This window comes from Streptosporangium sp. NPDC023615 (assembly GCF_040640155.1).
Taxonomy (GTDB): Bacteria; Actinomycetota; Actinomycetes; order Streptosporangiales; family Streptosporangiaceae; genus Streptosporangium.
Genome location: NZ_JBFABE010000006.1, coordinates 133933 through 154930, shown reverse-complemented (window position 1 = coordinate 154930; position 20998 = coordinate 133933). Strand labels below are relative to the sequence as shown.

General features: G+C 72.8%; 20 protein-coding genes and 1 riboswitch. Of the genes, 13 read left to right on the top strand and 7 right to left on the bottom strand.

The window, feature by feature from the left end; translation table 11 throughout:
• Positions 1-161: 161 nt before the first annotated feature.
• From AB0G16_RS07180 to AB0G16_RS07150, 7 genes are all read left to right on the top strand, one after another.
• The gene (locus tag AB0G16_RS07180; protein ID WP_362800204.1) at positions 162-608 is read left to right on the top strand and encodes an Asp23/Gls24 family envelope stress response protein; all 447 of its coding nucleotides are present in this window, start codon (positions 162-164) and stop codon (positions 606-608) included.
• Positions 609-970: 362 nt separating this feature from the next.
• Entirely contained in the window at positions 971-1216 is a 246-nt protein-coding gene (locus AB0G16_RS07175; RefSeq protein WP_362799983.1) for a hypothetical protein, read from the top strand.
• Positions 1213-1401: a hypothetical protein gene (locus AB0G16_RS07170; RefSeq protein WP_362799980.1), complete on the top strand. Its 189-nt coding sequence runs from the start codon at positions 1213-1215 to the stop codon at positions 1399-1401. The genes AB0G16_RS07175 and AB0G16_RS07170 overlap by 4 nt, the downstream gene beginning before the upstream one ends.
• On the top strand, positions 1398-2021 hold the full coding sequence (locus AB0G16_RS07165) for an Asp23/Gls24 family envelope stress response protein (RefSeq protein WP_362799977.1): 624 nt from the start codon (positions 1398-1400) through the stop codon (positions 2019-2021). The genes AB0G16_RS07170 and AB0G16_RS07165 overlap by 4 nt, the downstream gene beginning before the upstream one ends.
• The gene (locus tag AB0G16_RS07160) at positions 2018-2701 is read left to right on the top strand and encodes a DUF6286 domain-containing protein (RefSeq protein WP_362799974.1); all 684 of its coding nucleotides are present in this window, start codon (positions 2018-2020) and stop codon (positions 2699-2701) included. Before AB0G16_RS07165 ends, AB0G16_RS07160 begins: the two co-directional genes overlap by 4 nt.
• A 10-nt stretch (positions 2702-2711) precedes the next feature.
• Entirely contained in the window at positions 2712-3299 is a 588-nt protein-coding gene (locus tag AB0G16_RS07155; RefSeq protein ID WP_362799971.1) for a hypothetical protein, read from the top strand.
• Between the two features lie 52 nt (positions 3300-3351).
• Positions 3352-3789, top strand: coding sequence for an antibiotic biosynthesis monooxygenase (locus AB0G16_RS07150; RefSeq protein WP_362799968.1), 438 nt, complete (start codon positions 3352-3354; stop codon positions 3787-3789).
• Between the two features lie 157 nt (positions 3790-3946).
• Here the strand turns inward: AB0G16_RS07150 and AB0G16_RS07145 are convergent, their stop codons facing one another.
• Positions 3947-4543: an HD domain-containing protein gene (locus AB0G16_RS07145; protein WP_362799965.1), complete on the bottom strand. Its 597-nt coding sequence runs from the start codon at positions 4541-4543 to the stop codon at positions 3947-3949.
• Positions 4544-4614: 71 nt separating this feature from the next.
• Between AB0G16_RS07145 and AB0G16_RS07140 the strand changes: the two genes are divergently transcribed.
• Positions 4615-5616: a helix-turn-helix domain-containing protein gene (locus tag AB0G16_RS07140; protein WP_362799962.1), complete on the top strand. Its 1002-nt coding sequence runs from the start codon at positions 4615-4617 to the stop codon at positions 5614-5616.
• A 215-nt stretch (positions 5617-5831) separates the two neighbouring features.
• Positions 5832-7511: a heparinase II/III family protein gene (locus AB0G16_RS07135; protein WP_362799958.1), complete on the top strand. Its 1680-nt coding sequence runs from the start codon at positions 5832-5834 to the stop codon at positions 7509-7511.
• 58 nt (positions 7512-7569) lie between these two features.
• Here the strand turns inward: AB0G16_RS07135 and cimA are convergent, their stop codons facing one another.
• The gene (gene cimA, locus AB0G16_RS07130; protein ID WP_362799955.1) at positions 7570-9144 is read right to left on the bottom strand and encodes a citramalate synthase; all 1575 of its coding nucleotides are present in this window, start codon (positions 9142-9144) and stop codon (positions 7570-7572) included.
• A gap of 278 nt (positions 9145-9422) precedes the next feature.
• Between cimA and AB0G16_RS07125 the strand changes: the two genes are divergently transcribed.
• Complete coding sequence (locus tag AB0G16_RS07125; protein WP_362799952.1) at positions 9423-10076, top strand: O-methyltransferase; 654 nt, start codon at positions 9423-9425, stop codon at positions 10074-10076.
• 103 nt (positions 10077-10179) lie between these two features.
• Positions 10180-10767 (top strand): Uma2 family endonuclease, encoded by a 588-nt coding sequence (locus tag AB0G16_RS07120; RefSeq protein WP_362799949.1) that lies wholly within the window; start codon positions 10180-10182, stop codon positions 10765-10767.
• Between the two features lie 101 nt (positions 10768-10868).
• Here AB0G16_RS07120 and AB0G16_RS07115 read toward each other — a convergent pair whose 3' ends face one another.
• Together AB0G16_RS07115 and AB0G16_RS07110 are read right to left on the bottom strand one after the other, a co-directional pair.
• Positions 10869-11963 (bottom strand): branched-chain amino acid aminotransferase, encoded by a 1095-nt coding sequence (locus tag AB0G16_RS07115; protein ID WP_362799946.1) that lies wholly within the window; start codon positions 11961-11963, stop codon positions 10869-10871.
• 175 nt (positions 11964-12138) lie between these two features.
• Positions 12139-13185 (bottom strand): 3-isopropylmalate dehydrogenase, encoded by a 1047-nt coding sequence (locus AB0G16_RS07110; RefSeq protein ID WP_362799943.1) that lies wholly within the window; start codon positions 13183-13185, stop codon positions 12139-12141.
• A gap of 143 nt (positions 13186-13328) precedes the next feature.
• Positions 13329-13558, top strand: a riboswitch (cyclic di-AMP (ydaO/yuaA leader).
• Between AB0G16_RS07110 and AB0G16_RS07105 the strand changes: the two genes are divergently transcribed.
• Entirely contained in the window at positions 13546-14142 is a 597-nt protein-coding gene (locus AB0G16_RS07105; RefSeq protein WP_362799940.1) for a C40 family peptidase, read from the top strand. Its footprint overlaps the riboswitch before it by 13 nt.
• Before the next feature lie 552 nt (positions 14143-14694).
• Here the strand turns inward: AB0G16_RS07105 and serA are convergent.
• Positions 14695-16284 (bottom strand): phosphoglycerate dehydrogenase, encoded by a 1590-nt coding sequence (gene serA, locus AB0G16_RS07100; RefSeq protein ID WP_362799937.1) that lies wholly within the window; start codon positions 16282-16284, stop codon positions 14695-14697.
• A gap of 258 nt (positions 16285-16542) precedes the next feature.
• Between serA and AB0G16_RS07095 the strand changes: the two genes are divergently transcribed.
• Positions 16543-17538: a hypothetical protein gene (locus AB0G16_RS07095; protein ID WP_362799933.1), complete on the top strand. Its 996-nt coding sequence runs from the start codon at positions 16543-16545 to the stop codon at positions 17536-17538.
• A gap of 127 nt (positions 17539-17665) precedes the next feature.
• Here the strand turns inward: AB0G16_RS07095 and AB0G16_RS07090 are convergent, their stop codons facing one another.
• Both AB0G16_RS07090 and AB0G16_RS07085 read right to left on the bottom strand, forming a co-directional pair.
• Positions 17666-20290, bottom strand: coding sequence for an FtsX-like permease family protein (locus tag AB0G16_RS07090; protein WP_362799930.1), 2625 nt, complete (start codon positions 20288-20290; stop codon positions 17666-17668).
• On the bottom strand, positions 20287-20994 hold the full coding sequence (locus AB0G16_RS07085; protein ID WP_362799927.1) for an ABC transporter ATP-binding protein: 708 nt from the start codon (positions 20992-20994) through the stop codon (positions 20287-20289). Before AB0G16_RS07085 ends, AB0G16_RS07090 begins: the two co-directional genes overlap by 4 nt.
• Positions 20995-20998: the final 4 nt, after the last annotated feature.

The window sequence follows — 20998 nt, the reverse complement described above, 5'->3', positions numbered from 1 at the left end:
CCAGGATTGATCTAAGAAAAGGTATGTCCTGGTTGCAGGGCATATGGGGGGTATTACCGGCTGTAGCAGCATCGGAGGGCCGGAGCGGTCTTCCCCCGGGGGAAGGAACGGACGTGACCGAAGCCAGCACGGTGAACAGGCCCCAGGGCGGCGAGGCGACGGTGCCCCGGGCCCGCACCGACAGTTCCGGAACGCACAGTGGACTGGTCACCTCCAAGGGGACCACCACCATCGAGAGCGGCGTGGTCGCGAAGATCGCGGGTCTGGCGGCCCGGGAGATCCAGGGCGTGCACAACATGGGGGCGGGCACGGCGCGCGCCTTCGGCGCGATGCGCGGCATGGTGGGCGCCGAGAAGAGCGTCACGCAGGGGGTCTCGGTCGAGGTGGGCGAGCGGCAGGCCGCCGCCGACCTGGAGCTCGTCGTCGAGTACGGCATGTCCATCCCCGACCTGGCCGGCGCGGTGCGCCGCAACGTGATCACGGCGGTCGAGCGGATGTGCGGCCTGGAGGTCACCGAGGTCAACATCAAGGTCTCCGACGTCCACATGCCCGGCCAGGGGGACGGGACGGAGGAGTCGTCGCCCGAGCCGGAGCCGCGCGTCCAGTGAGCGATCTCGCTCCCGGAGCGCCGGGACCGGCCCGCGAGCCCCGGCAGGCGGCCCGCGGGGCGGCCGTGCCCGCGCCCGAGCCGGGGCCCTCGGCCCGCCGGACGGCCGTCCTCGATCCCGGGCTGCCGGCCCGAGGGACGAGCGCGACCCCGTCCGGACCCGAGGGGACGGCGGCGGTGACGGGCGGACCGGAGGGCCCGTGTGCGGGGAGCATCCCGGGACCCGGGGCGCCGGGAACCACGGGAGGACCGGAGCCGGTCGAGGGGCGGGAGCCCCCCGAAGGACCGGGGAGCGCCGGAGGACCGGCGGACGGGGACGGGCCGCCGGACCCGCTCCGTCAGGCGGCGGCCCTCGCGCGCGGGATGGCCGACGCGGTACGCCGCTGCCCCGACGTCGCCGACCTGTCCGGCGGCCCCTTCGGAACGGTGGCGACCTACCGGCCCGGCGAGATGATGCCCGGCGTCGCGCTGCGCGAGGACGAGGTGGAGGTCTCGGTCGTCGTCCGGCTGGGGCGCCCGCTGCCGGAGATCGCCGAAGAGGTGCGCGCGGCGGTCGCCCCGATGGCGGGCGGCCGGCCGGTGAACGTCCATATCGGAGGTGTCACATGAACGGCTTCCCCGTCTGGTCCGTGCTCGGCACGGTCGTCGGTGTTCTCCTGGGGTTCGCCGGGGCCTTCGGCGGCCTGTCGGCGTTCCTGCTGGTCCTGGTGCTGGGCGCGATCGGGTTCGTGGTCGGCCGCCTCGCGGAGAGCGGGCAGCTCGACCTGTCCAGGCTGGCGGCGAGGCGGCGATGAGCACCCCGGTCGAGCACCGTTCCGCGCCCGGCCCGGTGAACTCCCCTCCCGGTGCCCCCGGCGGCCCGTCCGGCGCTCTGCCGGGCGGCGTCCCGGAGCAGGCCGGTCCGTACGCGCCGGCCGCCGCCTCCGGGCGGGCGGCGGTGCCGCCGGAGACGCGCGGCAGGACCGACATATCCGATCGGGTGGTGTCGCGCATCGCGACCCGCGCGGCCGGAGAGGTGGCACGGGTACGGAAGGTCGGCGAGCGGGGGCCGCTGTCCCTCCGGGGCGGTACCCGCGCCACCGTGGACGGCGAGCTCACCACGCTCCGCCTGGACGTGACCGTGGACTACCCGGCCCCGCTCCGCGAGGTGGCCCAGGAGGTCCGGAGCCACGTGGCCGAACGCATCATGGCGCTGACCGGCCTGTACGTCGGCCACATCGACATCGACGTCGTCAACGTGACCCTGACCGGCACCCGGACCACGAGAACCGGCGGAACTCCCGGGGGCACCGGGGACACCGCAGGCACCGCAGACACCGGGGACACCGGGGACACCGGCGGAAACGGGAGCACCGGGACCGTCGGGGGCGCCGGCACCGCCGAGGGCGCCGCTCCTCAGAGGGAGCTGGGATGACCACCCGCACCTCCGGCGGGACCGGACCGGTTCCCGCGACGGGACCGGCTCCGGGGGCGACGACCGCACCCGGCGCGGAGATCGCGGAACCGCCCGCGCCGTGGGCACCCGCCACGGTGCCGAGGAACGCCTCGGCGGACCGCGCGGCGGTCAGGGCGTTCCGCCCGCGCCGGGTGATCCCCTCGATGATCACCGCCGTCCTGATGACGGCGCTCGGCCTCCTCGTGGCCGTGGAGGTCGTGTCCGCGCTGCTGCGCCGCCCGCTCCGCCTGGTGCCCTACGACCGGATCCTCGCCTGGGCCTCGTCCACGCCGTGGAGCGACCAGCGGGTGATGGCGGGCGCGGGCCTGGCCGGCCTGCTGGGCCTGCTGCTGGTACTGCTCGCGATCGTGCCGGGACGGCCCACGCTCGTCCCGGTCAGGACGGGCACGGGGAATCTGATCGTCGGCGTGCACCGCCGGGGCTTCGCCAGGTCGCTGGCCCGTGCCGCCGAGGCGGTGCCGGGCGTCGACCACGCCCGGGTGAGGCTGCTGGGCAGGACCGTCCGGGTGACGGCCGACGCCGGCACCCGGGACGTCACCGGGCTGGCCGACGTCGTGCGGGAGGCGGTGAACGCGCGGATCGACGCGTTCTCCCCCGTCCGGAGACACTCCGTGCGCGTACGGCTGCGAGGCAGGTGAGGTGAGCACCGTGGACGACACGACCGCCCGGGGCAACCGGCTGGGACTGTTCCTCGTGGGGCTGACGCTGCTCGTCCTGGCGGCACTGGCGACGGCGCGCGGGGCCGGGGTGTTCCCGCGGGACGTGGCGCCCGCCGGGACACCGCTCGTCGACGCGCCGGTGCGCGAGGCGTTCGCCCGCTACGCCCCCCGGCTCTGGTGGGTGGTCGCGGCCGGCGGGATCGTGCTCGCGCTGTTCGGCCTGCGCTGGCTGCTCGTCCAGGCACGCCGCCGCAGCCTGGACGGCATGCGCCTGGAGGGCGGTCCCGCCGGGGTCACCGAGGTCGACACCGGCGGCGTGACCGACGCGGCGTCCGCGGAGGCGTGCGCCCACCCCGCGATCACCGGTGCCACCGCCACGATGACCGGCACGGAGCGGCACCCCCGCGTACGGATGCGGGTGACCCTCGCCGGGGACGCCCCGATGAGCGCGGTCCGCGAGCACCTGGGCGAGGTGGTCCTGCCGCACATGCGCCAGGCCCTGGAGAGCCCGGACATGCCCGCCGTCGCCCGGGTGAACGTGGAGGACGCGCCGCGCTCCCGCCGGACCCTCGCCTGACGGAGCGCCGATCGTAGAGTGGCGGGAGAAACCACCACCTCGAGGAGACGATGTGCCGGTCGTGAAGATCAACGCCCTGACGGTGTCCGCGGAGATGCGCGAGGAACTGGAGCGCCGTTTCTCCACGCGCGCGGGGGTCGTCGAGTCCGCCGACGGATTCGAGTGGTTCGAGCTGCTCCGCCCGGTGGAGGGCACCGACCGCTACCTGGTCTACACCCGCTGGCGTTCGGAGGAGGACTTCAAGCGCTGGACCGAGAGCCAGGCCTTCCAGCGGGGCCACGCCCAGGCCGCGGCCGGCGCGGGCCAGGACCAGGGACAGGGCCAGGGCCAGGGGCACGGCCAGGGCCAGGGGCACGGCCAGGGCCCCGGGCAGGGACATGGGCAGGGCCCGGCCCAGGGTCACGGGCACGGGCAGGGTCCCGCCGCCACCGGGGCCGAGCTGTGGTCCTTCGAGGTGGTGCAGAGCACCGGCCCGGCGCCGGGAGCCTGACCGCCACCCCGAACGACCCGGGCCAACCGGGCGACCTGCCCCGGCCCGGGACGGGACGGTCCGGCGCGGTCCGGTCCGGCCTTCACCGCAGGATCGCGCCCCCCGCCGCGCCCCCGCCGCGCCCTCCGCCCCCTGACTCCCCGACCCCCTGGAGGGCTCAGCCCTCCAGGGGGTTGTTCGCCATGAGCTCGGCGATCCCGGCGCGGGCCAGCCTCCCGGCCTGGCTGTCCGGCTTGCGGGCCCCCTGCTCCAGGACGCACATGGTGAAGTACGGGCCGATCCCCAGCCGGGGGTAGCGCTCCAGCACCTCGGCGCGGAGCTCCGGCGGGAAGTCCTCGGGCCTCCGGCCGGAGATGTCGAGCGCGGTGGACAGCTCCAGCAGGTACCCCTCCGGGTCCTGCTCGGGGTCCACCTTGTCCCACATGTGACGCACGACGACCTCCGAGGCCCGCACCCGGCGCTCGACCGGCCAGCCGGCCCCGGCGGCGAAGACCCACGCGACGTGGCCGCCCGCCTCCTCGAACGGCACGGTGTGGCTGTCGAACTCCGCGACCAGGCCGATGTCGTGCATCATCGACGCCACGTACAGCAGCTCGGCGTCGAAGGCGATGTCGTTCATCGCGCCGTAGGCCGCCGCCCAGAGGTAGGCGCGGACGGAGTGGTTGAGCAGGGCGGGCGAGCAGTAGGCGGTCGCCACCTCCAGCGCGCCGCGGGCGGCCGGGGAGTCGGGGACGACGATGTCGGCGAGTCTCATGCGGCACAGCCTGCCGAAGCGGGCTCCCGTCCGCGAGTGGCTCAAAGGACATCGGCCGATAGGATCGCGCCATGAGGTTCCGGACGGTCGCGGTGATGCTGTTCGACGGCATCCCGCTGTTCGAGGCGTCGGTGCCGATCGCGGTCTTCGGTGAGCGGCGGCCGGGGCTGCCGGAGTTCGACACCCGGGCCGTCTCCGCCGAGGGCGGCCCGGTCCGCACCGACATCGGGATCACCCTCGCCGCCCCGTACGACCTCGGCGCCGTGGACGACGCCGACCTGGTCGTCGTCCCCACCTGGCGGAACCCGTCGGGACCTCCGCCCGCCGGGGACGCGCTGGAGGCGCTGCGCCGCGCCCACCGGCGCGGGGCGACCGTGGTCGGGCTCTGCCTGGGCACGTTCGTGCTGGCCGCCGCCGGTCTGCTGGACGGGCGCCGTGCCACCACCCACTGGCGCTACGCCGGACTGCTCGCCTCGGCCCATCCCCTCGTCGACGTCAGGCCCGGCGTCCTGTACGTCGACGAGGGCGACGTCCTCACCTCCGCGGGCAGCGCGGCGGGCATCGACCTGTGCCTGCACCTCGTCCGGCGGACCTACGGCCCGGAGACGGCCAACCACATCGCCAGGAGCCTGGTGGTGCCGCCGCACCGGTCGGGCGGCCAGGCGCAGTACATCGACCGTCCCGTGCCGCCGCCGTCCGCCGGCGACCCCATCGGCGAGACCCTCGAGTGGGCCCTGCGCCACCTGGACCGCGAGCTGACCGTGGACGCCCTGTCCGCCCGCGCCGCGATGAGCCGCCGGACCTTCGACCGGCGCTTCCGCCGGGTCACCGGCACCACTCCGGCCCAGTGGCTGCTCCACCAGCGGGTCCTGCAGGCCCAGCGGCTGCTGGAGACCACCCGCGAGCCGGTGGAGCGGGTGGCCCGCAGCGTGGGGTTCGCCTCGGCGGTGGCGCTGCGCCCGCACTTCCGCCGCCGGGTCGGCGTCTCCCCCGCCGCCTACCGGGAAGCCTTCGGCGCCGCCCCCTCGGGCACCGCGTCAGGAACGGGGACCGTCACCCGCCCGGCCCCGTGAGTCCCAGCAACCTCACAGGACCCGCGGGCCGTGTACGCCCCTCGGAGCGCATAGGGTTCACAAGCCCCTAAGGTTCATGGAACCCGCGGATCTCACCGGTGGGAACCCGCATCCGATTGCTAACGATGTCCCGGAAGCACCCCTGCCGGCTTGACCGGTTTGGTGGGATTCGGCAGCATGATCCGCTCCCTTGCCCCGTCCCGGAAGGAACTGGCGTGCGCCGCCGCACACAAGCACTCGCTCTTGCCCTGGTCTCGCTGCTGACCTGTCTCGTCCCGGCCGGGACCGCGACGGCGGGCACCGCGGGACGCACCACGGAGTGCCAGGGCGACTGGCTGCCCGCCACGCCCACCGGGGCGGACGTGATGAACGGACGGCTCGGCTTCCTGGACATGGCGCCGGTGAAGGTCGGCGGGAACGTCGACTGGCGTACCGACCCCTACCGCAACCGCTCGTGGAGCATGGTGTTCCACTCGCTGCGCTGGATGGGCCGCCTCGTCGCCGACTACGAGACCAACGGTGACGCGGCCTACCTCAGGCGGGCCGTCGAGATCGCCAGGGACTGGGTCGCCGACAACCCGCGCGGCGGCGCGAGGACCAGCCCGTACGCCTGGCAGGAGCACCCGATCGCGCTGCGCGCGCCCGCGCTGGTCTGCCTGAGCAAGCACGTCGACGCCTCCTGGCTCTCCCGCAGCCTGACCGAGCACGCCGCGATGCTGTCGAACCCGAAGCTGTACGAGAAGGGTCACAACCACGGCATCGACCAGGACATCGCGCTGCTGGGCATCGGCTGCCGCTACGGCCGCAAGGCGTGGTCCGGGCTCGCGATCAGGCGGCTCACCGAGACCGTGAAGCTCGACGTGGACTCCCAGGGCGCGCTGCGCGAGCAGGCCCCGCGCTACGCGATCTACGTGTACGAGCGCCTCAAGGTGGCCATGGACAACATCCGGGCGTGCCGGCTCAAGGTGCCCGGGGAGATCACCTCGCGCTGGGAGTCGATGGAGGACTTCATCGCCCACTCGACCCAGCCGAACGGGTACATGGTCCCGATCGGCGACGGCGGCGCGGACGTGCGGCCGGTCGGCTACGGCGCGCCGAAGAAGACCGTGCGGGTGTTCGGCAACGGCTACGTCTACGGGCGCACCGCCTGGAACGACCCCGCCTCGGCGTTCTACTCCATCCGCTTCGGGCCCGGGATGAGGTACCACGGCCACGAGGACCACCTGGGCGTCACCTACTACGCCCAGGGCCGTGACGTCCTGGTCGACGCGGGCTTCGACTCGTACGAGAACAGCGGCTACCGGCGCTGGACGATGTCGCCGCAGGCGCACAACACCTCGACGGTGGCCGGGGCCCGCTTCCGCGGCGGCACCGCCAGCGCCCTGAGCGGGTCCTCGATCGGGCGGGAGCGGCAGAGCTACCGACTGACCGACAGGGCCTACGGCGTGCCCAGGACCCGTTCGGTGCTCGTCGGCCACGGCCGGGACGTGATGGCCGTGCTGGACACGGTCCCCAAGGGCTCGCGGGTCGGCAGCCTGTGGCACTTCTCCCGCGACCTGTCCGTCGTCTCGAACGGCGGGGGCCGGGTCGTGCTGAAGGACGAGAAGGGCTGGAAGGCGACGCTCGCGCAGGTCTCGATGCCGTCGTGCGAGCCGGTCGGCGGGCTGAAGGTCGTCCGCGGCGGGAAGAACCCGTACCAGGGCTGGGTGTCCTCCGCCTACATGCGCAGGCACCCGGCCCCCGCGGTCGTGGCCCCCGCCGCCGGCGCCTCCGTGCTGACCGTGGTGGTGCCCGGCACCGACGCCCCGTCGCTCTCCTGCTCCGGCGGCACGGTCTCGGTGAAGACCTCCGAGGGCACGGTGAGCCTCCGCGTCCGCGGCGCCGGCCTGTCCTGACGTTCCCGGACGGGTGTCCCGCCGGTCCCGTCCCGGGCGGTCCCCGGGACGGGCGCCCTCAGACGGTGTGGCCCGCCCGCAGCAGGCCGTAGGTGACGGCCTGCTCCAGCGCCTGCCAGGACGCCTCGATGATGTTCTCGTCGACGCCGACCGTGGACCACTCCCCGGCCGCGTCGCTGGAGGTGATCAGTACGCGGGTGACCGCGTCGGTGCCGTGCGTCCCCTCCAGGATGCGCACCTTGAAGTCGATCAGCTCGACCTCCGCCAGCTCGGGGTAGAGCCGCTCCAGCCCCAGCCGCACGGCCCGGTCCAGGGCGTTGACCGGGCCGTTGCCCTCGCCGGTGGCGACGATCCGCTCGCCCTTGGCGTACAGCTTCACGGTGGCCTCGCTGACGACCTCCCCGCCCCGGGCCCGCTCGACGATCACCCGCCAGGACTCGACCTGGAAGTGCCGCCTGCGCTCGCCGGCGACGGTGTCGCGGAGCAGCAGCTCGAAGGAGGCGTCGGCCGCCTCGAAGGTGTAGCCCTTGGACTCCATCTCCTTGACCCGGTTGACCAGCTCCCGCGAGGTGTCCTGGCCGAGCTCGTAGCCCAGCTCGCGGCCCTTGAGCTCGACCGAGGCGCGCCCGGCCATGTCCGAGACGAGCATGCGCATGTCGTTGCCGACCTGGGCGGGGTCGATGTGCTGGTAGAGGTTGGGGTCGACCTTGATGGCGCTGGCGTGCAGCCCGGCCTTGTGCGCGAAGGCGGAGACGCCCACGTAGGGGGCGTGCGAGTTGGGGGTGACGTTGGTGACCTCGGTGATCGCGTGGGCGATCCGGGTCATGTCCGCCAGCGCCTCCCCGGGCACCAGGTCGAACCCCCGCTTGAGCTGGAGGTTGGCCACGACGGTGAACAGGTTGGCGTTGCCCGAGCGTTCGCCGTAGCCGTTGGCGCAGCCCTGCACGTGGGTGGCGCCCGCCTTCACCGCCGCCAGCGAGTTGGCGACCGCGCAGCCGGTGTCGTCGTGGCAGTGGATGCCGATCCTGGCGGACGTCTGCACGGCGGCGTGCACCACGTCGGCCAGCTCGTCGGGGAGCATGCCGCCGTTGGTGTCGCAGAGCGCGATCACCGAGGCGCCCGCCTCGGCCGCGACGCGCAGGACCTCCAGCGCGTACGCCGGGTTGGAGGTGTAGCCGTCGAAGAAGTGCTCGGCGTCGAGGAAGACCCTCTGTCCCTCCGCGCGAAGATGGGAGACCGTGTCGCGGATCATCGCGAGGTTCTCCTCCAAGGTCGTGCGGAGGGCCAGCTCCACGTGCCGGTCGTGACTCTTGGCGACAAGGGTCACGACCGGCGCGCCGGATTCGCGCAGCGCGGCGACCAAGGGGTCGTCGGCCGCCTTCACGCCTGCCCGGCGGGTCGCGCCGAACGCGGCGAGCTGCGCGTGCCTCAGGTCCAGCTCTGTTCGAGCCCGCCTGAAGAACTCGGTGTCCTTGGGGTTGGCGCCCGGCCAGCCGCCCTCGATGAAGCCGACGCCGAGGCCGTCCAGGTGACGCGCGACGGCCAGCTTGTCGGCCACCGTGAGGTTGAGCCCTTCCTGCTGGGCACCGTCACGGAGAGTCGTGTCGTACACGTGGAAGCGATCGTCGGCCATGTCGTTCTCCTTCGCGGGTTCGATGATCCGCCGCGCGCAGTCCGGCTCCGGAAACAAAAACGACCCCTCACGGACGTGAGAGGTCTGCGCGCCGGCGATGTCCCTTTTTCAGCCGGCGCGCCTGCCGATAATGAGCAGACCGTAGAACATGATGCCTCGGAGTCTGCCACACGCCGACACCATCTGACACATCGATCTCACCATCCGAGATCCTCCGCGTGCCGCCACGTCGCCGGATCGTTCGCCACGACCTGCCGCCACGGGCGAGAATGACCTCCATGAAGACCACCTACCTCGACCCGGCCGTGGGGCAGTACCTGCTCGCGCACACCACCCTGCCCGACGAGATCCTCGACGCGCTCGCCGTCGAGACCCGCGAGACGACCGGCGACCGCGCCGGGATGCAGATCTCCCCCGACCAGGGAAGCCTCCTCACGATGATCGCCCAGCTCTGCGGCGCCAGGAACGCGGTGGAGGTGGGCACCTTCACCGGCTACTCCTCCATCTGCCTGGCCCGCGGTCTCGCCCCGGGCGGCGGGCTCACGTGCTTCGACGTGAGCGAGGAGTGGACGGCGATCGCCCGCAGATACTGGGAGAAGGCGCAGGTCGCCGAGCTCATCGACCTGCGGATCGGCCCCGCGGCCGAGCGGTTGCGCGAGCTTCCCGTGCACCCCGCCGTGGACCTGGCGTTCATCGACGCCGACAAGGTCAACTACCCGGTCTACTACGAGCTGCTGATGGAGCGCCTGGCCCCGGGCGGGCTGATCCTGGTCGACAACACGCTGCAGAGGGGCCGGGTCGCCGACCCCTCCGTCGACGACGAGACGGTCAGGCACATCCGCGCGTTCAACGACCTGGTCAGCGCCGACGAGCGGGTCACCTCGATCATGCTCCCCATCGCCGACGGCCTCACCATGATTCGAAAGCACTGACGAGAACCTTCCCGGATCCGCGTACGAGCGCGACGTTTTCCGATTACTTTACGTCACATGAAGAGCACGTTGCGCTCACCGGCGCGGAGGGAAGGATGAGACCATGGGAATGCTCATGGAGAGATCGACCGCGTACCGGCTCACGGAACGGAAGGATGTCGAACGGCTCTACCTGGAGCTCGTCGATCGGTTCGAGAATCACCGGATCGAGATCGTCAACGGCCGGATCGTGGTGAGGGAGATGCCCACGATCGCCCACGCGAAGGTCGTCCACCAGTTGACGGCACAGCTCATGCCGCTCTCCATGGAGAAGGGATGGCGCCTCTATCCACAGGTCAAGCTCCTCCTGCAGGTGCAGGGAGATCGCTTCGAGCCCGACCTCGTGATCGTTCCCCCCGATCCCCCGCTCCGGGATCCCAGCCACATCTACGCGAACGCCACGCTGCTGGTCGTCGAGGTCGTCTCTCCGAGCAGCGTTCACGACGACCACGTGGTCAAGCCGCGCGCCTACGCGCTCGCGGGAGTGCCGCTCTACCTCGTGATCGACACGTTCGCGAACCGGTTCAGGCTGCTCAGCCGGCCGGGACCGGAAGGGTACGCCGACGAGGTCACCGAATCGCTCGGCAAGCCGCTCGAACTCCCCGCGCCGTGGGATGTCACGATCGACACGGGCCGGCTGATCGAGGACTGAGCCTGCCGCGCGTGATCGGGTCCGGCCCGGTAAGGCCGGGCCCTCTCACGTGCGGGTGGCGGCCACCCGTGTCCCGGCGGACCCGGGTCCTCCCTCGGCGGCTAGCAGATCTTGTGGACCCAGCCGTGCGGGTCGGGGCGGGAGCCGTACTGGATGCCCACGAGCTCCTCGCGGATCTTCGAGGTGACCGGGCCCTGGGTGCCGTCGCCGATCGTCCAGGAGCCGTCGGCGCCCTTGACCGTGCCGACCGGGGTGACGACCGCGGCGGTGCCGCAGGCGAAGACCTCGGTGAGCTCGCCCGACTCGCAGCCGCGTCGCCACTCCTCGATCGACAGGCGCCCCTCCTCGGCACGCAGGCCGAGACCGCCGGCGAGGGCGAGGATGGAGTCGCGGGTGATGCCGGGCAGGAGCGTGCCGGTCAGCGCCGGGGTGAGCAGGCGGTCGCCGTAGACGAAGAACAGGTTCATCCCGCCCATCTCCTCGACGTAGCGGTGCTCGACCGCGTCCAGCCAGACCACCTGGTCACAGCCCTGCTCGACGGCCTGGCGCTGGGCCACGAAGGCCGCGGCGTAGTTGCCGCCGCACTTGGCGAACCCGGTGCCGCCGGGAGCGGCACGGGTGTACTCGGTGGAGAGCCAGACCGAGACGGCCTGGCCCCCGCCGAAGTAGGCCGCCGCAGGGCCGGCGATGACCATGTACCGGTAGGTCCTGGAGGGGTAGTTGACACCGAGCGCGGGCTGCGTGGCGATCATGAAGGGACGCAGGTAGAGGCTGTGTCCCGGCGTGGTGGGGACCCAGTCGCGGTCGGTCTGGACGAGCAGTTCCAGCGACTCGACGAACGTCTCCTCGGGCAGTTCGGGCATGGCCATCCGCAGCGCCGAGGTGTTGAACCGGGCGGCGTTGGCCTCCGGCCGGAAGGTCACGATCGCGCCGTTCTCCTGGCGGTAGGCCTTGAGCCCCTCGAAGAGCTCCTGCGCGTAGTGGAAGACCGAGGTCGCCGGGTCGAGGACGAGCGGCCCGTACGGGGTGAGCCTGGCGTCGTGCCAGCCCCTCCCCTCGGTGTAGTCGATGGAGATCATGTGGTCGGTGAAGACCTGGCCGAACCCCGGGCTCGCCATTACCTGCTCGCGCTCGGCCGTGGTGCGAGCGTGGTCGGAGAGCTGCACGTCGAAGCTGAGCTTCTGAGCGGTGGTCATGACGCGGATCCTTCTCTTGGTGTCTGGCTTACCCTTGCGTCCATTCTGCGTTGGACCGGGTAACGGGAAACTACTGCATCGCTGACGAAATCCGTCAGCGAGGCGGAAAAACCAAAACGCGCCCGGCGGCTCAGGTGAGCCGCCGGGCGCGTCTGGGTCGAGGTGGGCGGCTTCCTCAGCCGGCTACTCGGGCGGTGATGTCGTCGCCGATCTCCCGGGTGGTGCGTCCGGCCCCGCCGGCGGTCCGCCCGGCCAGGTCGTCGGCCACGGCGCGCTCGACGCGGGCGGCCTCGGGGTCCAGGCCCAGGTGGTCCAGGAGCATGGCGACCGACAGGATCGTGGCCGTCGGGTCGGCCTTGCCCTGGCCCGCGATGTCGGGGGCGCTGCCGTGGACCGGCTCGAACATGCTCGGCGCGGTGCGGTCGGGGTTGACGTTGCCGCTGGCCGCCAGGCCGATGCCGCCGGCGATCGCGGCGCCGATGTCGGTGAGGATGTCACCGAAGAGGTTGTCGGTGACGATGACGTCGAAGCGCTCGGGCTGGCCGACGAAGAACATCGAGGCCGCGTCGACGTGGCAGTAGTCGGTGCGGACGTCCGGATACTCCCGGCCGACCCGGTCGAAGGTGCGGGCCCACAGGTCGCCGGCGTAGGTGAGCACGTTGGTCTTGTGGACCAGCGTCAGCTTCCTGCGCGGGCGCGACAGCGCCTTGTCGAAGGCGTAGCGCACCACGCGCTCGACGCCGTACGCGGTGTTGAGCGACTCCTGGGTGGCGATCTCGTGCGGGGTGCCGCGGCGCATCACGCCACCGGCGCCCGCGTAGGGCCCCTCGGTGCCCTCGCGCACGACGACCATGTCGATGTCCTCCGGCCGGGCCCTGCCCAGCGGGGTCTCCACGCCGGGGAAGAGCTTGACCGGCCGCAGGTTCACGTAGTGGTCGAGCGTGAAGCGGAGCTTGAGCAGCAGGTCGCGCTCGAGCACGCCCGGGGGCACGCTGGGGTCGCCGACCGCTCCGAGCAGGATCGCGTCGTACCCGCGCAGCTCCTCCAGGACGCCGTCGGGCAGCGTCTCGCCGGTCTCGTGGTAGCGCTTGGCGCCCAGGTCGTAGGTGGTGGTCTCCACCTTCGTGCCGACCGCTTCGAGAACCTTGAGCCCTTCGGCGACGACCTCGGCGCCGATGCCGTCCCCGGGGATGACCGCCAGGCGGATGTTACGCGAATCCATGCCGTCACCCTACCGGCCCGTCTCGGTGCTTGAACACCGGTCTCATCCCTCGGACACGTTTTCCCTCCGGGAGACCCCTGATCATTTTGTCCAACTTTAGTATATGTTGACCGTTTCATGAGGTTTGGTTATGGTCCTCAGCGTTCAGATTCATGCCTAATTCGTCCGGATCATCCCTTATCGAGATGGACGAAGCCGGGGAACCACTTCTTGCCGGGATCCACCCGGGCCCCGGGAACCCCGCTCCCCGACCGGAGCGCGTTCCCGTCCGCCCGGCCGATCCCTCGGGGCGAGTCGGCGCGCACCCGCGCCGTAGGGCGGCCTCCACGCCCGAGCCCGACAGCTCACCCGGCCGGCCCCATGGAAGGAACGACCCTGTACAGCAAGATCTGCTCTCGCGTCGCGTCCGTACTCGTCGCCGGAACCGCGGTGTTCGCGACCCCGTCCACCGCGTCGGCCGCCTCGCCCCTGCCCGCCCCCGGGCCCGCCGCGCTCGGCATGCCCGCCCTGAAGGGCGCCCTGAGGGCCGCCTCCCTGCGCCCCGCCTGGCAGAAGGCCCTGACCTGGGCCATGTCCAAGCGCGGCACGCCGTACGCCTGGGGCGGCACCGGCCGCGGCGGCTTCGACTGCTCGGGGCTGATGCTCCGCGCCTACGGGGCCGCCGGGATCACGCTGCCCCGCATCGCCTCGGAACAGTACGGGGCGTTCTCGAAGAAGATCGCCTGGAAGGACCTGAGACCCGGGGACCTGGTCTTCTTCCGCGGCCTCGGGCACGTCGGAATGATCACGAAGCCCGGGTACATGGTGCACGCCCCGCGGAGCGGGGACGTGGTCAAGGAGGAGCGGCTCAGCGCCTGGCGGCGCGCCTCCTTCGCCGGCGGGGTGCGCCCGGACCCCGAGGGGGTCGAGCTGACCGAACGGATCGAGCGCGCGACCGGATCCGTCACGGGCCGGTGACCTGCCGTCCGTCACCGGCGGGTGGGCGCCCCTCGTCGCCGGCGGGCGCCGGTCTGCCCGCGGTGGCGTCCGCTCCGCCCGCGGGCGCGTCCGCTCCTCAGCCCCGGGTGGGCGAGCCACCGTTGTCGCGGCGGTCCAGGGCGGTCTGCAGCGCGTCGGACGTCTCGTTCTCGTTCTCGTCCGGGCGGTTCCAGGAATACATCTCGTACATGGCGGATCTCGTCTCGGTCGCGTGTGAGCGGTGAAGGTGGCCGAGACTCCGGTCGGGACTCGGACCGGGCCCGATGTCGCGGTCCGGGTCACGGACCGGCGGACGGAGGGCTCGGAGCCGGCGAGCGCCACGGACACCGTGGCGGGCCGCCGGCCTGCCCCTGTCGGGCCCCGCCGCGGCGGGTGAACGGTGCGAACACCCGGCGCATCCCCATCAGGGTACCCGGCACCGCGGGGACCGTCTCGCCCCGCGTACCCACTTCTCACATGCCGAGACGGCGGGCGGGCGCCGGCGCGACCCCCTCCCGGAGGCGGGGCCGCGCCGGCGCCGTGGCTCGCCCGTCAGTCGGTCAGGTCGACCGAGCGGCCGCTGTCGGCGCCGATCTCCGCGCCGATCTGGTCGATCACGTCGGCCGGGATGGCGGTGTCGACGGTGAGCGCGATCAGGGCCTTGCCGCCCTTGGCGTCCCGGGCCACCTGCATCGAGGCGATGTTGATCGAGTGGTCGCCCAGGATACGGCCGACCACGCCGACGATGCCGGGACGGTCGGTGTAGGTGAAGAAGGACAGGTGGTCGGTCGGCTCGATCTCCATCTGGTAGCCGTTGACCTCGACGATCTTCGTGATCTGCCTCGGCCCGGACAGGGTGCCCGAGACCGAGACCGCGCGGCCGTCGGCGAGCACGCCGCGGACCGTCACCACGTTGCGCCAGTCGGGGCTGTCGGAGCTGGTGATCAGCTCGACCGTGACACCGCGGTCCTTGGCCAGCAGCGGGGCGTTGACGTAGGTGACCGAGTCCTCGACCACGTCGGTGAAGACGCCCTTGAGCGCGGCCAGCTCCAGCACCCGGACGTCGTGGGAGGCGATCTCGCCGCGCACCTCGACGTCGAGCCTGGTGGCGACCTCGCCCGCGAGCGCGGTGAACACCCGGCCGAGCTTCTCGGCCAGCGGCAGGCCCGGCTTGACGTCCTCGGCGACGGCACCGCCCTGGACGTTGACCGCGTCCGGCACGAACTCCCCGGCCAGGGCCAGCTTCACGCTCCGCGCGACCTGCGTGCCGGCCTTCTCCTGGGCCTCGTGGGTGGAGGCGCCCAGGTGCGGGGTGACCACGACCTGGTCCAGCTCGAACAGCGGGCTGTCGGTGACCGGCTCCTTGGGGAACACGTCGATGCCGGCGCCGGCGACGCGGCCCTCCTTGATCGCGGAGTAGAGGGCGTTCTCGTCGATGATGCCGCCGCGGGCGACGTTGATCAGACGCACGTTCGGCTTGACCTGGTGCAGCTCCCGCTCGCCGATGAGACCGATGGTCTCCTTGGACTTGGGCAGGTGCACGGTGATGAAGTCGGCCTCGCGCAGGGCCTCCTCCAGCGAGACCAGGCGGACGCCCATCTGCGCGGCGCGGGCCGGCTGCAGGTAGGGGTCGTAGGCGATCAGCTCGACGCCGAACGGCTGGAGGCGCTGGGCGACCAGCTGGCCGATCTTGCCGAGGCCGAGGATCGCGACGACCTTCTCGTCCAGCTCCACGCCGGTGTACTTCGAGCGCTTCCACTCGCCGCCCTTGAGCGCCGAGTGCGCCTGGGCGACGTTGCGGGCGGAGGCGAGGATCAGGGCCACGGTGTGCTCGGCGGCGCTGGTGATGTTGGAGGTGGGCGCGTTGACGACCATGACGCCGGCCTTGGTGGCCGACTCCACGTCGACGTTGTCCAGGCCGACGCCGGCGCGGGCGACCACGCGGAGCCGGGGGGCGGCGGCGATCGCCTCGGCGTCCACCTGCGTGGCGCTGCGCACGATCAGGGCGTCCACGCCGGCGAGGGCGGGCAGGAACTGGGCGCGGTCGGCGCCGTCGGTGTGGCGGACTTCGAAGTCCGCGCCCAGAACCGCGAGACCGGCCTCGGAGAGTTCCTCGGCGACCAGTACGACGGGCTTGTTCACAGGCAGATCCTTACTAGGCGGTGAGGTGCACGGACCTCACGTAGTCTATCGGCGCTTGTGAACGCGTTCACGAGTGTCCCGCGATCCGAGACGGGGTACACGAGAGCTCAGGTCGGCCCGGGTGCGGCCCCTGGACCGCCCGGGGCGGGCTACCCGTCCCCGTGACATCCCATGCTTCGAACTTCAAGTTGGTATTGATCCCAAGAAAACTTCGCGATTACCCTGATAAGCCGTGGTTCACTACCTATCGTTCCTCATATGAGCATCGGGAACCCCGCTCTCGGCACCGTGCTCGCGCAGCACGGCGAGCCGCACCGGCTGCTTGCGGCGCTCGCGGAATGGGGACTCCTGGTCGCCGTGCGACCCGACCGTTCGGTCGTGCTCGGCACGACCCAGGCCGGTGAACGTGTCCTGCTCGGGTACACCTCGGCGGACACCTACGCGCGGCACCGCGGCAGCCACTCGCTCTCGGCGTGCGACGCCGACACCGTCCTCGACATCCAGCGCGTCACCGGGGTGCGGGAGATCGTGATCGACGCGGCCGGGCCGGCGGCCGCGGCCGTGCCGATCGAGGACCTCCAGCGCTACCTGCTCTCGACGCGCAGCGGGCCCACGCCCGCGCTGTCGAGCGCGACGCCCACCGCGTACGCGACCGGGGCGATGGCCACGGTCTCGCGTCCCGCGCCGGCACGCCCGCAGGCCTCGCCGCCGAGGAACCCCCATCCCCAGGCCCCGTCGCCGCAGAGGCCCCCGCAGGGCTCCTACCCTCAGGGCCCGTACCCGCCGGGACCGGCCCCGCAGCCGTCCTACCCGCAGGCCCCGGCCCCGCAGAACCGACCGCGGACCCCGGTGCCCGCCGCGCCCGCCGCCTCCTGGATCCCTGCCCCCCGGCCGCACCTGTCGGGTCCGATGCAGATGGTCGATCCGGGCTACCGCCGGTGCGACCACCCGATCCTGCCCGCGCTGCGCGCCGCCATCTCGCACCTGCTCGTCGACTACCCGCTCGTCCACCACGTGTGGATCTCCGAGGCCGGCACCTCCTCGGGCGCCCCCGGGATCATGCTGCACGTCAAGGTGCACATGTCGGCGGCCGAGGACGTGGTCAGGGACATCCACCGCGGGGTACGGGCCAGGCTGCCGCAGCTCGCCGCCAGTGAGGCGCCGATCCTGATGGCCCGGGTCGCCGACGCGCGCAGCGAGCAGCGGATGATCGAGCTGGGCGCCCACGTGGTCTGCGCCGACGTCACCGACTGACACGTCCGGCCCGCCCGGCGGCGCCGGGCGGGCGGGCGGGACGTTCGGATCTCCGGGCAGGGCCGGACCCGGCCGGGTCGGGCGACGGGGCCGATCGGGCCGTCAGGACAAACGGCGCCGGGGCCGGTCAGGTCAGGCGGCGGGCGAACACCACTCCGGTCCGGGCGCACGCCCCCGCCACCAGCGCCGACAGCAGCGGCAGGCCGACCAGCACGCCCCCCAGCACGAGCCAGGGCACGTCGAGCAGGTACATGACGACGGGCCGGCCCTCCAGGACCACGCCGGACATCGCGCTCAGCTCGGCCTGAACGCGCGCGTTCAGACCGAGGACGGCCATCACGCCCGCGGCCAGCCCGGCCGGTACCCCCGTCGCGACCCCCAGAGCGGCGATGAACCCGGCCTGCCCGGCGACGAGGAGGCGCTGGGTGCGGGCCGGCGCCCCCACGGCGGCCAGCGTGGCCCGGTCGGGACGGCTCTCGGCCGCGGCCAGCCCGGTCGCGGCGAACGTGGCCCCGAGGACCAGGATCGCGGCACCGAGGGCGGCGAGGGCGAGCGCCTTCCTGCCGTCGTCGTCCCGGAAGCCCCGCTCGACCGTGGCGAAGGCCGACGGGGTGACGGCCCGCACCGCCTCGTGCAGCCGCCGCTCCTGCTCGGGGGGGATGTACAGCACGGCCGGATCGACCAGGAGGGTGTCGTAGACCACGGTGAGGCCGAGCCTGGAGCCCTCGGAGGGGGGGAGCATCGCCGCCACCACCGGTCCGGCCGGAGGGCGCCGGAGCACGGCGGGCACCGAGTGCTCGACGTTCTCGCCCCGCACGGTGGTGACGGTGAGGGTCAGCGTTCCGCCGCGCAGCGCCCGCGGGTCGAAGACCACGGCCTTGCCCGCGGCGAGGGCGGCCTCCGCGGCGGGGTCGGGACCGCGCAGGAGGTAACGGAGCAGATCGGCTCCCCCCACGGGAACCCTGCCCCTCCAACGGAGGTCGCGTGGGAGGGACCCCACGACCGGATAGACCGGCTGGGAGGTGGAGTCGGCGAGTCCTCCCACCTCGATCACCGGCACCCCGGGCAGGAGGGAGGTGACGGTCCGCCTGAGCTCGGACCGGACCGCCTGACGGGACTTGGACTCTGGGTCGATGGACGACACCACCGTGGTCCCCGTCACGTAGCCGGGAGTGTAGGTCTCCCGTGCCCTGGCACTCTGGCTGGAGACCATCACCGCCACGGCGCCGAAGACGGTGGTCGCCACCAGCACCGCGGTCACGGCCGGGGCCGTGCGGCCCCGGTTGCGCGCCGCGTCCCTGGCGGCCATCCGGAACGGCAGCGGCAACCGCCCGGTCGTCCGCGCCACCACGCCGACCAGCCACGGCGTCAGCAGCACCATCCCGAGCTGGCCGAGGATCACGCTCCCCAGCAGATTGATCATGACCGAGCCTTCCCCCGCCGGCCACGGCGTTACCCACGCGTGAGGGAGGGCGAGGACGGCGATGGCCGCCACCGCGGCGACCAGGAGCACCAGGCCCAGCACGGGCAGCCCCCGGCGGTCCCTGACCCGGCCCCGGCGGCCGGCCAGCGCCTCGGCCACCTCGGTCCGCGACGCCTGGACCGCGGGGACGACGGCCGCGAGCAGCGCGCTCACCACCCCGAGGAGCACGACGAGCGCGATCGGGCCGGCGGGCACCTCGAAAGGACCGTGACGGAAGAACGGCATGAGGGCCGCGGCCAGCCCGATCCCGCCCATGGCGCCGAGCACGCAGGCCGCGAGGCCGAGGGTGAGGCCGTCGGCGAGGACGACGCCGCGCAGGTGGCGGGGGGAACCGCCCTGGGAGGCGATCAGCGCGAGCTCGCGCCGGCGACGCCGGATACCGACGGTGAACGCCGGTCCGGCCAGGAAGACGACCTGCAGCACGGCGATCGTCGCGACGAGGATGATCATGACGGGGTCGGCGCCTCTCCCCAGCGGAGGGAGAGGGTCGGTGGGGCCGCCCGCCGCCGGTGGCGGGTCCTCGACCACCGCCCGCGAGACGACCTCGACACCGTGCCGGTTGATCTCGCCGACCCGCTGCCAGGTGACCGGGGCAGGGGTGTCGACGAACCAGGTCCTCCACGCGGTCCCACCGGTCGCCGCGCGTACGGTCCCGGGCAGGGCGACGATCGTCCGTGAGTCGGGGACGACCCGGCGCTCGACGACGCCGACCACGGTGACCGGGCTCCCGCCCTCCAGCGTGATACGGGTCCCCGGTCCCAGTCCGAGTCCCGGGCTCGCCGCCACCTCCCGGGACGTCGACGGCAGACGCCCGGCCGACAGGTCGTACATGCCCGTGGCGATCGGATCACGCAGGTCGATCTCCCACAGGCCGGCCTCCCGGTAGGCGCCGGCCACCCGGTACCCGGTCATGAGCCTCCGTGAGGGCAGGGCGCGGCTGCCCGGCCCGAAGAGGGAGAGGACCTCCCGCTCGGTCAGCTCCCTGTCGCGCGTCGTGCCGTCGAGCACGCCCAAGGCCGCTGTTCTCCTGCCCTCGATGTCCTGCCGGATCGGTACGCCGACCGTCCCTCCCTCTATCCGGGCGTCGGCCGTGCCGAGGTCGCGGCTCAGCCCCTCCCTGGTGTCGACGTCCACGGTGGCCTGCCAGGTCAGGCCCGCGGTGAGCAGCATCACCGGGAGGCCGATCATGAACATGATCAACGCGCTCCGCGCCCTGGCCCGCCCGATCCCGCGGCGGGAGAGGCGCAGCGCGGCGAGCAGGGCGCTCATCGGGCGCTCTCCAGCGGGACGGCGGTGGAGTCGGCGATCTCGCCGTCGCGCAGGAAGACCACGCGGTCGGCCCAGGCGGCGTAGCGGGGCTCGTGGGTGACGAGGAGCACGGCGGCCCCGGCGTCGCAGCGGACGCGCAGGAGCTGGAGGATCTCGTCGCCGGTGGGGGTGTCGAGCGCGCCGGTGGGCTCGTCGGCCAGGATCAGCCGCCGTTCCCCCACCAGCGCGCGGGCGATGGCGACCCGCTGGCGCTGGCCTCCGGAGATCTCGTCGGGGAAGCGGTCCGCGACCTCTTCGAGGCCGACCTCGGTGAGCACCCGCATCGCCTCGCCGCGCGCGGTCCCGAGGCGGGCCCCGTCCAGCTCGCGGGGGAGCGTGACGTTCTCCAGCGCCGTGAGCGAGGGGATCAGGTTGAGGTCCTGGAAGACGTAGCCCACGCGCCTGCGCCGGAGGCCGGCCCGTTCGGCGGCCGTCAGGCTCGACAGCGGCGTGTCCTCCACGGTCACGGACCCGGAGGTCGGCACGTCGAGGCCCCCGGCCAGGTTGAGCAGGGTCGACTTGCCGGACCCCGAGGGCCCCATGACCGCGACCAGTTCCCCGGCGCCGACGTCGAGGCTCACCCCGCGCAGCGCCGTCACGGCCCGGGGCCCCTCGCCGTGCGTGCGGGTCACCCGGTCCAGGCGTACGACCTGGTCGGCGGTCATCGGA

Coding starts and splice junctions, on each gene's coding strand:
- AB0G16_RS07160 (WP_362799974.1), top strand. CDS start 2,018: ATGACCACCCGCACCTCCGGCGGGACCGGACCGGTTCCCGCGACGGGA.
- cimA (WP_362799955.1), bottom strand. CDS start 9,144: ATGGCCGACGATCGCTTCCACGTGTACGACACGACTCTCCGTGACGGT.
- AB0G16_RS07145 (WP_362799965.1), bottom strand. CDS start 4,543: ATGAGACTCGCCGACATCGTCGTCCCCGACTCCCCGGCCGCCCGCGGC.
- AB0G16_RS07165 (WP_362799977.1), top strand. CDS start 1,398: ATGAGCACCCCGGTCGAGCACCGTTCCGCGCCCGGCCCGGTGAACTCC.
- AB0G16_RS07115 (WP_362799946.1), bottom strand. CDS start 11,963: ATGACCACCGCTCAGAAGCTCAGCTTCGACGTGCAGCTCTCCGACCAC.
- AB0G16_RS07095 (WP_362799933.1), top strand. CDS start 16,543: ATGAGCATCGGGAACCCCGCTCTCGGCACCGTGCTCGCGCAGCACGGC.
- AB0G16_RS07110 (WP_362799943.1), bottom strand. CDS start 13,185: ATGGATTCGCGTAACATCCGCCTGGCGGTCATCCCCGGGGACGGCATC.
- AB0G16_RS07105 (WP_362799940.1), top strand. CDS start 13,546: ATGGAAGGAACGACCCTGTACAGCAAGATCTGCTCTCGCGTCGCGTCC.
- AB0G16_RS07125 (WP_362799952.1), top strand. CDS start 9,423: ATGAAGACCACCTACCTCGACCCGGCCGTGGGGCAGTACCTGCTCGCG.
- AB0G16_RS07085 (WP_362799927.1), bottom strand. CDS start 20,994: ATGACCGCCGACCAGGTCGTACGCCTGGACCGGGTGACCCGCACGCAC.
- AB0G16_RS07175 (WP_362799983.1), top strand. CDS start 971: ATGGCCGACGCGGTACGCCGCTGCCCCGACGTCGCCGACCTGTCCGGC.
- AB0G16_RS07120 (WP_362799949.1), top strand. CDS start 10,180: ATGGGAATGCTCATGGAGAGATCGACCGCGTACCGGCTCACGGAACGG.
- AB0G16_RS07090 (WP_362799930.1), bottom strand. CDS start 20,290: ATGAGCGCCCTGCTCGCCGCGCTGCGCCTCTCCCGCCGCGGGATCGGG.
- AB0G16_RS07170 (WP_362799980.1), top strand. CDS start 1,213: ATGAACGGCTTCCCCGTCTGGTCCGTGCTCGGCACGGTCGTCGGTGTT.
- AB0G16_RS07140 (WP_362799962.1), top strand. CDS start 4,615: ATGAGGTTCCGGACGGTCGCGGTGATGCTGTTCGACGGCATCCCGCTG.